Origin of the sequence: Herbaspirillum rhizosphaerae, from assembly GCF_001189965.1 — a bacterium.
GTDB lineage: Bacteria > Pseudomonadota > Gammaproteobacteria > Burkholderiales > Burkholderiaceae_D > Herbaspirillum > Herbaspirillum rhizosphaerae.
The window spans coordinates 383380-396615 of record NZ_LFLU01000003.1; the positions used below are offsets into that span (position 1 = coordinate 383380).

At 55.5% G+C, this 13236-nt stretch carries 15 protein-coding genes; all 15 read left to right on the top strand.

The window, feature by feature from the left end; all coding sequences use genetic code 11:
- Window positions 1–28 precede the first annotated feature (28 nt).
- The 15 genes from AKL25_RS07210 (at window position 29) to AKL25_RS07275 (ending at window position 13179) form a co-directional block, all read left to right on the top strand.
- The gene (locus AKL25_RS07210) at window positions 29–565 is read left to right on the top strand and encodes a hypothetical protein (protein WP_050476946.1); all 537 of its coding nucleotides are present in this window, start codon (window positions 29–31) and stop codon (window positions 563–565) included.
- Window positions 566–651: 86 nt separating this feature from the next.
- Entirely contained in the window at window positions 652–1053 is a 402-nt protein-coding gene (locus AKL25_RS24135) for a hypothetical protein (RefSeq protein ID WP_157050528.1), read from the top strand.
- Window positions 1054–1166: 113 nt separating this feature from the next.
- Complete coding sequence (locus AKL25_RS07215) at window positions 1167–1778, top strand: hypothetical protein (RefSeq protein WP_050476947.1); 612 nt, start codon at window positions 1167–1169, stop codon at window positions 1776–1778.
- Between the two features lie 558 nt (window positions 1779–2336).
- Window positions 2337–3038 (top strand): hypothetical protein, encoded by a 702-nt coding sequence (locus tag AKL25_RS07220; protein ID WP_050476948.1) that lies wholly within the window; start codon window positions 2337–2339, stop codon window positions 3036–3038.
- Between the two features lie 409 nt (window positions 3039–3447).
- Window positions 3448–4578 (top strand): GGDEF domain-containing protein, encoded by a 1131-nt coding sequence (locus tag AKL25_RS07225; protein WP_050476949.1) that lies wholly within the window; start codon window positions 3448–3450, stop codon window positions 4576–4578.
- Window positions 4579–4718: 140 nt separating this feature from the next.
- Complete coding sequence (locus AKL25_RS07230; protein ID WP_050476950.1) at window positions 4719–5255, top strand: hypothetical protein; 537 nt, start codon at window positions 4719–4721, stop codon at window positions 5253–5255.
- A 314-nt stretch (window positions 5256–5569) separates the two neighbouring features.
- A complete protein-coding gene (locus AKL25_RS07235) occupies window positions 5570–6583 on the top strand; it encodes a sulfate ABC transporter substrate-binding protein (protein WP_050476994.1) in 1014 nt (337 codons plus the stop codon).
- A gap of 82 nt (window positions 6584–6665) precedes the next feature.
- Window positions 6666–7256, top strand: coding sequence for an NADPH-dependent FMN reductase (ssuE, locus tag AKL25_RS07240; protein ID WP_050476951.1), 591 nt, complete (start codon window positions 6666–6668; stop codon window positions 7254–7256).
- Window positions 7257–7355: 99 nt separating this feature from the next.
- Complete coding sequence (locus tag AKL25_RS07245; protein ID WP_050476952.1) at window positions 7356–8324, top strand: sulfonate ABC transporter substrate-binding protein; 969 nt, start codon at window positions 7356–7358, stop codon at window positions 8322–8324.
- Between the two features lie 82 nt (window positions 8325–8406).
- A complete protein-coding gene (gene ssuD, locus AKL25_RS07250; protein ID WP_050476953.1) occupies window positions 8407–9588 on the top strand; it encodes an FMNH2-dependent alkanesulfonate monooxygenase in 1182 nt (393 codons plus the stop codon).
- A 9-nt stretch (window positions 9589–9597) separates the two neighbouring features.
- Window positions 9598–10455, top strand: a complete 858-nt coding sequence (ssuC, locus tag AKL25_RS07255; protein WP_050476954.1) for an aliphatic sulfonate ABC transporter permease SsuC — start codon at window positions 9598–9600, stop codon at window positions 10453–10455.
- 14 nt (window positions 10456–10469) lie between these two features.
- A complete protein-coding gene (locus AKL25_RS07260; RefSeq protein WP_050476995.1) occupies window positions 10470–11315 on the top strand; it encodes an ATP-binding cassette domain-containing protein in 846 nt (281 codons plus the stop codon).
- 45 nt (window positions 11316–11360) lie between these two features.
- Entirely contained in the window at window positions 11361–11576 is a 216-nt protein-coding gene (locus tag AKL25_RS07265; protein WP_007884497.1) for a TOBE domain-containing protein, read from the top strand.
- Between the two features lie 138 nt (window positions 11577–11714).
- Window positions 11715–12581, top strand: coding sequence for an EAL domain-containing protein (locus AKL25_RS07270; RefSeq protein ID WP_050476955.1), 867 nt, complete (start codon window positions 11715–11717; stop codon window positions 12579–12581).
- A 1-nt stretch (window position 12582) separates the two neighbouring features.
- Window positions 12583–13179: an RBBP9/YdeN family alpha/beta hydrolase gene (locus AKL25_RS07275; RefSeq protein ID WP_050476956.1), complete on the top strand. Its 597-nt coding sequence runs from the start codon at window positions 12583–12585 to the stop codon at window positions 13177–13179.
- The last annotated feature ends 57 nt before the right edge of the window (window positions 13180–13236 follow it).

The window sequence follows — 13236 nt, forward strand, 5'->3', positions numbered from 1 at the left end:
AAGCAGTCACTTCAACTTGAGGATAAAAATGGAGTCCATCTCGATTCTCGAACAGGAATATTTTCACCTTCGATTCGGTTGGGGGAATGGTTCAGGTTGCGTGAACTGGGCCATGAACCGGTTGCGTAACAATGAAGAAGGCGAAGACCTTGACATCATTCTTCTCGCCGCCGCTAGCGAAATGGATGATGTGCGTCCAATTGTAGAAACGCTTTTAGAGCGGTACTGCGGGACGGAGCGCTTAGCAGACGAATTTATTGCGGGAAAGTTTGTAGCGGCACTACGCATTGCCTATCTACATGGTTTCGAAACAATTCACTCATTGGACATGAAGTTCAGCAAGCTCTATTCGGAGTTGGGCTATGTAGATTGGCTAACAATGCTTAGTCGAAACTGCGAATACGCTATTGACATTTCAGAATTTGAAGTTCCCTTCGAAAAAGAATTCGATTACATTTCAAATCTTTGGACTGCAGCGAAAAACCTTCAAGAATTTAAAACTAGTTACAGTCGAGAGAAATCGAATCAACACGACGTTTTTTCAAAAAACGCACCTGAAATTTAAATCGAATCGGCTCGACGACCGTCCGCAACCGGCCAGAAACGGTCAATCTCAGAGTGATTTTTCTTAATAGATTTCCTTAATACACCATGACCGTCGCTGCGCATTCCTTGACCTCCTTTACATTTCCAGATGAAACAGAGATCGATCTGATTGAACGGCGAGGAGAAGGTACTTTGAAAATCTACGTTAGTGACCTGAAAAAGCAGTCTGGGCGCTGCGTAACATTTCACTTTGCAATTAGCGTCCGGATAGCCGATGAGCGTGATTTAATGGAATATTGGCCTGTCTGCTCGACACCGGCAGGATGGTTATTTCGGGTTCTTGACGGAGGATGGTTAGCGCAAGAGCTTAATCGGCCCGGAAGCATCTCACCAAAAATAGATCCTGATATCAAAGAGTATTTGATCACGGGAATTCATGACTGCGTATCTGTATTGAGCATAGAAGAGCCGGTATTGTCTGAGTATCATCCATATCGACGCGTGTAATCGTCAAGGGCAGCAATCGGCCAGAAGCGGACAGCCTCATAGTGAGAACTACGGGCAAAAATTCTTCAGCAAGCATTGGTCTTTACATATTTAGTTTCCTTGAGATTTAAGTTATGAAATCTGTAGTTAGCAGTGATAACCCTGACAAATCGTTTTTCGGTCTTGATATTGCAGCGGCCAAATCACCGCGCTTCCTCGTCGTTCTGGGTGTGTTTTCAATGATCGCGGGATTTATCGTGACAACGGGATTTAAAGACGCTTACTTGGGACTTTTGATATGGTTACTTACATCCGATAATGGGAGGTTGGTGCTACCTTCGCAAACACCCTTTACCCCATTAATGTTGCACTGGAAGGTATGGTTCATCTGTTTTTCCTTCGTGTTTATTCCAATGGTGGCAGCAACGCTAACTTTAAGAACTACGACACAGCGCCTTTGGATCGCAGTCGGAATTTTTTTGGTGTCGATTGCTAGTGCCGCAGCAATTTTTTCACTATATCGAGTCTATCTACAACAAAAGATTACGGTTGCGATTGTCGCTGAAGGTACGGTATCTAAATTGATAACTGTGCCGCGTGCGGAGGTAACACAATTCCTAGATGTCCCCATAATTAGCCTGTCGGTGGGTGCATCTGTATTGATCGCTATTGCTTATATATTTATTGCTATGCGAAGTATGCCAAGGGGGCCTCACGCTCACGTTGGGAACGCAAGAGGCCGCTAACGGCCAGAAGAAGAAATTGTTGATTTGAACTTTTTTGGGGAAGTGATGGGAATTGACGTGGCTTGGATAACCGAGCGCCATGAGCCAATACAGGAGGTGTTCGACCCCCGGGGATACTTGACTGCATTGGCCATATCCACATGGCCAAGCTTGACCTCAACATGCGTACGCTTCATTGACCCTTGGGGTAATACCGTCTTTAACAGAACCCAGATTCCGGTGCTGTTAAGTGAACTTCGTTCTGTCAGGCAGGACACCTCTGATAAAGAAACACGCGCGCATCTAGAGAAGGTTGTTCGTTTAATAGAACGGGCAGTCGATAGAACACATACTTATATAAAATTCACCGGCGACTAACGCTGGAATTTGGCGCTATTGCTTAGGCGTTGAAAATAGTCGAATGTCTGTAATCGGCTAGGAGCGGTCGCTCCATAACGGACATCAGACTAATTCATGCCGAGCTTTTTTTAATTCTTACATTAATCGCCCGCAACAACGTTCGCGATGAGAAAAGAAAAAATTAACAAATTTCAAGCGTGTTTTTAAGGAGAAATAGTGATGGGGCGCAAGTTTCAAAAAAAGATCGTGAGCTTAGGAATTGTTCTGGCACTTGGGGCAATGCCGGTGCTTGCGCAGCAATACACGCTTTCTGGAAAAACTTATGAGATGACCTGGCCCAATGGCGGCTGGGATGGAAAGTATGCATTCCCAGGAGTCTTCTGCGTGGCGTTCCCCACGCCAGACAGGGCGAAGAGAATGGTGACCGGAATGTTCAATCGTAATGCGATTCATCTGGTACGCACGATTTACGATCAGCAAATTATGGCTGCGATTGCGGTATCTGTCGTTCCCGAGGGGCGCGATGCGGAAGCGGAAATCACCAAATTAGCGGACATGTATCGCCAGGGCGAAAGCGCCTCCGGGCGCAGCTTCGGAGTGGAGCGTTTGACCACCGGCTTTGGCCCGACGCTGGGCTTGAAAATGAAAGATATTGCGCCTGAGTCGAGAAACGGTCCGTTCCCGTTAAATATCGGTGCCTTCTATAACCCCGCCAAGCAACCCATAGAATCGCTGTCCGTCCATCGTGTGTTTGTTAGGGGACCCGACCGTATCGAGGTCGCGGTTTTTCAGATGGCGCCGCAGCCAGCCGTGGCGGAGACCGAAGCAGAGATGACGCGCCGTCTGACAGACTTGGCGGACAAGTTGGTCACATCTTTGCAATCTTGTACATCGACAATGCCTGTGCGAACACGGCAGTGAAATTCTTTCGCGGCAGCGCCGGCTGCCCCGAATAAAACACATTTGATTGGACAAGAAGTAGTATCCGTCCGCAACCGGCCAGAAGCTGTCTTTGAATAGGCACGAAATTAATCACGGATACGATAAAGATGAAGCGCCGCAGAGCTTTACCAAAAAATCGAAAAGGCCACCGCTTCCTAGTCGACGCTGACTGAAACGACCCAGGAAATCAATAATCATCGGCATTTCAATTTTAAGAATTTCGCACGAGCAACTCTTCGGGCAAGCTCTTTTCCCTCTTGCACAACGTGACAAATAATTAGAAGATAAGCGCGCTGTATATGCTTCGACAGACGCAAAGACGGCGCCGTTCTGTCCCGTCCTGAAAAAATGGCGGCAGCCCACAGGAACTCGTTAAAACCAATAAATAATGACAAACGTTCCGCCGACGATCACCGACCAGCTTGTATCCCCCTATGACGCGGCGATTCGCGCCGATAGGCTTTCACTTCTTTTTCGTCAGTCTTTCCCGGCTCTTTTTCTGAGTCTGCTGATCGCCTGCATCATGTGCTGGACACTGTGGGGAAGCGTTTCGCCGCACGCTGCCTATGCATGGATTAGCGTGCTTAGTGTAAGCACACTTATCCGCCTGATCATGTTCCTGCGTTATTTTGAGGCTAGCCCTCAGGGGCCGCAGATTCTGGCCTGGGAACGTCCGTATGCGGTAACGCTCATGCTGTCCTCGCTTATATGGGGACTGGGGGCGCTGTATCTGATACACGAATGCAAAACGATGCAACAGGGTATTGTGCTGTTCTTCCTGGCCGGTATGCTCGGTGGCAGCATGGTTACCTACGCCTCTCATCGCGTAATGACAATCTGCGCGATGAGCTCCGTGATGTTACCCAGCACATTATGGCTGTACATCCAGCCGGGCCAGGCCGCACTTGGCATGGCGATCGCTTCCACCGTCATGATGGCCACCGCATTTCTGGGGACAAAAGTACTTTCAAACGCCATGCAAAGTAGCCTGTTACTGAGTTATCAGTTGCAACACGCCCGCGATATAGCAGAAAACATGGCCCGTACCGATGCCCTCACCGGCATCTTCAACCGGCGAGCCTTCGTCGAATGCGGCGCACAGGCAATTCGGCTGTGCGAACGCAACGCGCATCCAGTCAGCATCCTGCTGATCGATATCGATTTTTTCAAACACGTCAATGACACCCATGGCCACGGCGCCGGCGATCTTGTCCTGAAAAAAATGGGGCATTTGCTCGAATCGCGATTCCGTAAAACGGATATATGCGGCCGCTTCGGCGGGGAAGAGTTTGCCGTATTACTGCCGAATACGGAGGTCGCCGCTGCCAAAATACTTGCCGATAAATTTCGACAAGCCGTTGCCGACACGGCGATTCCCTGGCAAACAGAAAATCTCGGCGTGACCATCAGCATCGGCGTCGCTGCCGATAGCTACGATCTGGAATCGCTGCTGCAACGTGCGGATATGGCGATGTATCAGGCAAAGGCGAGTGGACGGAACGCCATGGTTTGTTTCTAGCCACGGCCCCGCATTGATCGTAAGCCCCTCCTCATAACTCGCAATTCGCAGCACAACATGACGTTGCTTGCGTGACTTGGTCGCTTTTGTCTTAACGGCAGGTTCCTGCCAGAAGCAGTCGCTTCAACTTGAGGATAAAAATGGAGTCCATCTCGATTCTCGAACAGGAATATTTTCACCTTCGATTTGGTTGGGGGAATGGTTCAGGTTGCGTGAACTGGGCCATGAACCGGTTGCGTAACAATGAAGAAGGAGAAGACCTTGACATCATTCTTCTCGCCGCCGCTAGCGAAATGGATGATGTGCGTCCAATTGTAGAAACACTTTTAGAGCGTTACTGCGGAACGGATCGCTTAGCCGACGAATTCATTGCGGGAAAGTTTGTAGCGGCACTACGCATTGCCTATCTACATGGTTTCGAAACAATTCACTCATTGGATATGAAGCTGAGCAAGCTCTATTCGGAGTTGGCCTATGTAGATTGGCTAACAATGCTTAGTCGAAACTGCGAATACGCGACTGATATTTCAGAGTTTGAAGTTCCCTTCGAAAAAGAATTTTTTTACATTTCCAATCTTTGGACTGCAGCGGAAAGCCTTCAAGAATTTAAAGCTAGTTACAGTCGAGAGAAATCGAATCAACACGACGTTTTTTTCAAAACCACACCTGAAATTTAAAGCTCATCGGCTCGACGACCGTCCGCAATCGGCCAGAAATGGACACTCTCGGATACCATCTATTTGATGTTGCTCTACCAACTACTGCATATGCGAATACTCCCCCAAGCCGGACGCCACATTCACCGCTATATTGCTCCCGGTGATTCCCTTATGCGAATTTGATATGAACAGGCCGGCTCTATATTCAGCGGCGTTGCGATTGCATATCTGTTTTTCGCATATTGAGAGAAGAAAGTATTCGTTCGTTTTTCCTTGCCCACTCATTAATCTGTGACCTCCAGAACAAAACTGAACCAAGAGGGATGCAGATCATGTTGAAAAAGTTTATCAAGTCGGTTGCGGTGGCAGCCTTGTTTTCGCAGGTCGTGCCGCTGGCGCACGCCGCAGATATCTCGTTGCTGAATGTCTCTTACGATCCGACTCGTGAACTTTACGCGGACTACAACAAGGCCTTCGCCAAATACTGGAAAGCCAAGACCGGCGACAACGTGACCATCAAGGCATCGCATGGCGGCTCGGGCAAGCAAGGCCGTTCGGTGATCGACGGTATTGACGCCGACGTCGTCACGCTGGCGCTGGCCTACGACATCGATGAAATCTCCGAAAAGGCCAAGCTGCTGCCGGCCGACTGGCAAAAGCGCCTCGATCACAACAGCTCGCCTTACACCTCGACTATTGTGTTCCTGGTGCGCAAGGGCAATCCCAAGCACATCAAGGACTGGGACGATCTGATCAAGCCGGGCGTCTCGGTGATCACGCCGAATCCGAAGACCTCCGGCGGCGCACGCTGGAACTACCTGGCAGCCTGGGCCTATGCCTTGAAGAAGGGCGGCAACGACGCCGCGGCGCGCGACTATATTTCCAAGCTGTTCAAGAACGTACCGGTGCTGGATTCCGGCGCGCGCGGCGCTACCATCAGCTTCGTTGAGCGCGGCCTGGGCGACGTCCTGCTGGCGTGGGAGAACGAAGCGCTGATTTCGCTCAAGGAATGGGGCCCGGACAAGTTCGACGTCGTCACGCCATCGATCTCCATCCTGGCTGAACCGCCTGTCGCCGTCGTTGATAAGGTCGTTGACCGCCGCGGCACCCGCAAGGTCGCTGAAGAATACCTGAAGCATCTGTATTCCGACGAAGGCCAGGAAATCATCGCCAAGAATTACTACCGTCCGATCAATCCGAAGATCGCTGCGAAGTACGCCTCGCAATATCCCAAGGTCAATCTGATCACCGTCGACAACACCTTCGGCGGCTGGCAGAAGGCACAGAAGGATCACTTCTCCGACGGCGGCAGTTTCGATCAGCTGTACGTGCCGGGCAAGAAATAAACACCTCAACAATACATGACATCTCCGGAAACCGACATGACGATTTCCGGAGCCATCACCAGATTCATCCTTTGAGTTGACCATGACGATTCTCTTGCTGGCCGGTAGTCCTTCAGCACCATCCCGTTCCACCCGTTTGCTGCATCACGTCGGCGACAAGCTGGCTGCATTGGGCCATCGCTATTCCAAACTGGATGTGCGCGACTTGCCGGGGCAGGCGCTGATCCGTGCCGACTTCAACGACGCCGAGATCAAGGCCGCGCTGGCCCGTGTCGAAGAAGCCTCCGCCGTAGTCGTCGCCACGCCGGTGTACAAGGCGGCGTATAGCGGCGTGCTGAAAGCCTTCCTCGATCTGTTGCCGCAATTCGGCCTGACCAACAAGCTGGTGTTGCCGCTGGCGACCGGCGGCAGCCAGTCGCACATGCTGGCGCTCGATTACGCCTTGCGTCCGGTGCTGTCGTCGCTCAATCCCAAGCATGTCTTGCCCAGCATTTACGCGACGGAAGCGCAGGTAGTGTGGTCGGAGCAGGATGGCCTGGTGCTGGACACGCCGATCATTGCGCGCGTGCAGGAAGGCGTCGAGCAATTGTCGAACAGCCTGATCGCCTTGCACAAGACTGCGCCGGGCGAATTCAGCGACGTTCCTTTTTCGCAGATCCGATGTAGCGTTTAGACGCCCCAGACAGCATTTCATTTTTTAATTTGTCCTCAGTATCCGCGATATGCATGGCAACGCGGAGGGACCTTGTTACGCAAAAAAACGGAAAACAACATGAGTGCACAACAATATTTTTCCCGACGCCGCGCCGTCAGCCTGTTGTCGGCCTTGACCGTAGCGATCGCTGCAACCGGCTTCGGCAATGTCGCTCTGGCGCAATCCAAGCCGGTGCTGCGCATCGGTTACCAGAAGGCCGCCAGCACGCTGGTGCTGCTCAAGGCGCACGGCGCGTTGGAAAAACGTCTGCAAGCGCAAGGCGTGGAAGTGAAGTGGGCGGAGTTCGCCGCAGGTCCGCAATTGCTGGAAGCATTGAACGTCGGCTCGGTCGACTTCGGCTATGTCGGCGAAGCGCCGCCGGTGTTTGCGCAGGCAGCGGGCGCCAACTTCGTCTACAGCGCCTATGAAATCCCGACTCCGAACGCCGAAGGCCTGCTGGTGCAAAAGGATTCGCCGATCAAGACCGTCGCCGAACTCAAGGGCAAGAAGATCGCCTTCAACAAAGGTTCCGACGTGCACTGGCTGGTGGTTGCCTTGCTGAAGAAGGCCGGCCTGACTTACAGCGACATCCAGCCGGTCTACCTGGCGCCGGCCGATGCGCGCGCCGCGTTTGAAAAAGGCGCCGTCGATGCCTGGGCCATCTGGGATCCGTTCCAGGCTGCCGCCGAGAAGCAGATCAGCGCACGCCGTCTGGCGACGGGCGTCGGCGTGGTCAGCCATCATCAGTTTTTCCTGAGCGCGCGTCCGTTCGCAGAAAAGAATGGCGAGATCCTCAAAGTCCTGCTGGAAGAAATCACCAAGGAAGGTCAATGGATCCGCGCCAACACCAAGGAAGCTGCCGCACAGCTGGCGCCGATTCAAGGTCTGGATCCTGACGTCATCGAAGTCAGCCTGAAGCGCTACGAGCACATCTTCAAGCCGGTCGACGCCAAGGTGCTGGATGAGCAGCAACGCATCGCCGACGCTTTCTTCGAGCTGAAGCTGATCCCGAAAAAACTGAACGTCAAGGATGCGGTGCTGAAGTAACTGCATCCACGCGCTGCGCTCTCCGGGGCGTGGCGCAAAACTGATTTTGCACGGTATTGAATATTATCGATTGGAGTCTGCAATGAACGTTTTCTGGTTTCTCCCCACCCATGGCGACAGCCGCTATCTCGGCACCTCGGAAGGCGGCCGTCGCGTCAGCCACGACTATCTGAAACAAGTGGCAGTCGCCGCCGACACGCTCGGCTACGACGGCGTGCTGCTGCCGACGGGGCGATCCTGTGAAGACGCCTGGGTGACGGCATCGAGCCTCATCGCCGAAACCCGGCAACTGAAATTCCTGGTGGCGGTGCGTCCGGGCCTGAGCGCACCGACCTTGTCCGCACGCATGGCGGCGACCTTCGACCGTCTGTCAGGCGGTCGCCTGCTGGTCAACGTCGTCACCGGCGGCGATCCGGCCGAGCAAGAGAGCGACGGCATCTTCGGCACGCACCAGGAACGTTATGAAATCTCCGACGAATTCCTGAAGATCTGGCGTGAAGTATTGAGCAAGACCCACACCGGCGGCGAGACCAATTTCGAAGGCAAGCATCTGAGCGTCAAGGACGCCAAGGCCATTTATCCGCCGATCCAGGCGCCGTATCCGCCCTTGTATTTCGGCGGCTCGTCGGACGAAGCGATCGATCTGGCGGCAGAGCAGGTCGACGTCTACCTGACCTGGGGCGAACCGCCGGCAGCCGTTGCCGAGAAAATCGCCAAGGTGCGCGCCCGCGCGGCAAAGGCCGGCCGCACATTGCGCTTCGGCATTCGCTTCCACGTCATCGTGCGCGAAACCAATGAAGCCGCCTGGCGCGCTGCGGACGAACTGATCAGCAAACTCGACGATGAAACCATCGAGAAGGCGCAGAAGTCGTTCGCCAAGATGGATTCGGAAGGTCAGCGCCGCATGGCGGCGCTGCACGGCGGCAAGCGCGACAAGCTGGAAGTCAGCCCGAACCTGTGGGCCGGCGTCGGCCTGGTGCGCGGCGGCGCCGGTACGGCCTTGGTCGGCGACGGGCCGACGGTGGCGGCGCGCATGAAGGAATACGCCGATCTGGGCGTCGACACCTTCATCCTGTCGGGCTACCCGCATCTGGAAGAGTCTTACCGTTTTGCCGAGCTGGTATTTCCGCTGCTGCCGCGCAAGCAGAAAGAAGACCTGCCGGGCTTCAACATCACCGGACCGTTCGGCGAGATCGTGGCCAATACCCACGTGCCGTCGGCGCCCAGGAAAGAGCCGCAGGAACTGCGCGTCTCCGAAAGCTGAGGAATCGACATGAGTGCAGGCATCACAAGTTCAGGCGTAGCCGAAACTGCAGCAGTCGCTACATCCGCTGCGCCGGCCAAACCGGCACGCAAGAACGAGCGCGGCGACAGTTTCGGCGGCAGGCAACTGGCGTCGTGGGCTTTGCCGGTCGGGCTGATCGTCTTCTGGCAAATCGCTGCGCAGGCCGGTTGGCTGTCCAGCCGCATTTTGCCGGAACCGTTCGCCGTCTTGCGCGCGGCATGGCATCTCGCGGTGACCGGAGAACTGTGGGTGCATCTGGGCGTGAGCACAGGGCGTGCGGCTTCCGGTTTTGCCGTCGGCGGCGGACTTGGTTTGTTGCTCGGTCTGCTGACCGGCACCTTCCGCCAGGCCGAGACCTTGCTCGACACCACCTTGCAGATGGTGCGCAATATTCCGGCGCTGGCGCTGATTCCGCTGGTGATCCTCTGGTTCGGCATTGATGAAATGTCGAAACTGTTTCTGGTCTCGGTCGGCGTGTTCTTTCCGATCTACCTCAACACCTTTCACGGCATTCGTTCGGTCGACAAAGGCCTGATCGAAATGGCCAAGAGTTACGGCTTGTCGGGCTGGCCGCTGTATCGCGATGTGATCCTGCCGGGCGCCTTGCCGTCGATACTGGTGGGCGTGCGATTTGCGCTGGGTCTGGTGTGGGTGCTGCTGATCGTGGCGGAGACGATCTCGGCGCAGGCCGGCATCGGCTACATGACCATGAATGCACGCGAGTTCCTGCAGACCGATGTCGTGCTGGTCGGCATCCTGCTGTACGCCTTGCTGGGCAAGCTGGCCGACGTGCTGGCGCGCGGCCTGGAAAAATTCTGGTTGCGCTGGCATCCGGGTTACCAATGAAAGAGGGTGACATGATGCAAAACAATCACGTTGAAACCACGGAAGTAAAACAGGTCGCCGAGCAGAAGACCGGCCAGGTGCGCGGCGTTCGCGTCGCCGCCAGGGCGCTGTCCAAATCCTACGGCGGGCGCGAAGTGCTGAAGGCGGTCGAGCTGGAGGTCAAGCCGGGCGAGTTCGTCGCCATCGTCGGCCGCAGCGGTTGCGGCAAGAGCACCTTGCTGCGCCTGATCGCCAAACTGGAAACCGCCACCAGTGGCGACATCGCCTTCGCCCAGGACGGGCATCAGCCTGAAACGCGCATCATGTTTCAGGACTCGCGCCTGTTGCCATGGAAGCGCGTGCTCAACAACGTCGCACTCGGATTGCCGAAATCGGCGCTGTCGTCGGCGACGCAAGCGCTGCGCCAGGTCGGCCTGGAAGAGCGCGGCGGCGAATGGCCGGCGGTGCTGTCCGGCGGCCAGCGTCAACGCGTCGCCCTGGCACGTGCGCTGGTGCACGACCCTGAATTGTTGCTGCTCGACGAGCCGCTGGGCGCGCTGGATGCGCTCACCCGCATCGAGATGCAGCAACTGATCGAATCGCTGTGGCAAAAGCGCGGCTTCACCGCCGTGCTGGTGACCCACGATGTGCAGGAAGCGATCGCGCTGGCGGACCGCGTGGTGCTGATCGAAGACGGTCGCATTACGCTCGATCAGGTGATCGATCTGCCGCGGCCGCGTGCACGCGGCAACCTCGCCTTCGCCCAGATCGAAGAAGCTATTCTCTCGCGCGTGCTGCAACATCCGGCCAGTGCGCCGGACAGCACGCTCGGCGATATCTCATTGCAAAAGAGCGTCAGCCAGGTGCAGTGGGCCATTTGATTTATCTCATTCGTTTTTTAACCGCAGTCCCTCAAGGAGCAAAGCATGACCATTCAAGCCATCAACGTTCGTAACCAATTCAAAGGCAAAGTGAAAGCCATCATCGAGGGATCCGTCGTCTCCGAAGTCGATGTCGAGACGCCGGCCGGTATCGTCACCTCCGTCATCACCACACGCTCGGTCAAGGACCTGGGCCTGGTGATCGGCAGCGAAGTGGTGGCGCTGGTCAAGGCGACCGAAGTCTCGATCGCCAAGCTCTGATTCTGGCTGCATCTTTAGAGCGGCTAACAAAACGCCGATGGCAAGGCGCGCCGACGAAGACAGTACGAAAGTACGGCTAGCAGAAGCAACGCCGACAGCGGTGTTTTGTTAGCCGCTCTTATTGCATCGGAGCCATTGATGAAGTATCAAACCCTGGAAAAATATCTTGCTCGTCTCAACGGCTCCGTCAGGGAAGAGTCCAGGGTGTGGCTGGATGCGGAAGGGCGGGCGCAAGGCAAGTATTTCAATACGACGCTGACGTCCGCCTTCCAACCGATACGCGCATTTGGAAGTACGACGATTGTCGACGCCGGCATCGTTGCGCACGAAGGATTCGCGCGCAGCTATTCGGAAGACGACAGCGGCCTGCATCTGTGGCGCCTGCTCGACCAGGCCGCCAGCGACGACGAATCGGTCGAGCTGGACCGTTTGTGCCGCATGCTGCATTCCATCAATTTCTATCGCCAGGTGGAGGACGACGTCAGTCTTCACCTGAGCGTGCACGCGCGCCTGCTGGCGGCAGTCGACAGCAATCACGGGATTGCCTTCCGGCGCATCCTCAATATGCTGGAGTTGCCGCATGAGCAGATCGTGTTGCAAATGCCGGTGGTCACGCACAACCAGCGCTGGTTGCTGAACTACGTGCTGGACAATTACCGGCGCAACGGATTCAGGCTGGGCGTCAGCGCAAGCGACGCGCGCGATGCGCTGGCCTTGCTGGAGAAGGTCAAGCCCGATCTGATCAAGGTCGATGCGCGCGAGATCACCGATGAACAAAGCACTGAGAAGCTGTTGCGCATCGCCGGCGAGCAGGATATCCGGGTGGTCTTCAAGCGTGTTGAAAACCCGGACGTGTTCGCCAGATTGCAGGCATTCGGGCAAGCGCTCGCGCTGCCGGTGTATGCTCAGGGCTATCTGTGGGATACGCCGAAATCGACGCTGGCTGCGCCAGCCGCGCACGATTGCCATTCGGCGACCACGCCTTCCGACATCAAGGTGGCCTGACATGCGCGAGACGACTGCACTGCAAGAAAATCGGAGCAAATTACCGCGCCTGGCCGATTTTCGCGTGCTGGTCGTCCCGGGCTTGCACGGCAGCGGGGCTGAGCATTGGCAGTCGCGCTGGCAGCGTCTTTATCCTTCCTTTGAACGTGTCGAGCAGGATCGCTGGGATACGCCGGATTTGCCGGTGTGGTCGCAGCGCCTGCACGAGGTTTTGCAGCGCGATGTGCGGCCGACGCTGATTGTTGCGCACAGCTTTGGTTGTCTGACTACGGTGCATCGGGCTGCTGCGGATGCAGGTCTGATTGCGGGGGCTTTGCTGGTGGCGCCGGCGGATCCGGTCAAATTCGGTGTGGCGGATTTCGTTCAGGCGGCGTTGCCGTTTCCTTCGATTGTGGTGGGGAGCGGGGATGATCCCTGGATGACTGCTGCGCGGGCGGAGCATTGGGCCTCTTTGTGGGGGAGTGAGTTTGTTTATGCCGGGGAGGTGGGGCATATCAATGCGGAGTCGGGGTTGGGGGATTGGGTTGAGGGGCAGGAGGTGTTGGGGCGGTTGCTTGCTCGGGTTGCTTCTCCGGTCTCGGCTTCCGTCTCCGGTTGAGTTGTTCCGACTGGTTTGCTTGCGTAACTAATTCATTTCTTTCTTCGATCAACCGTG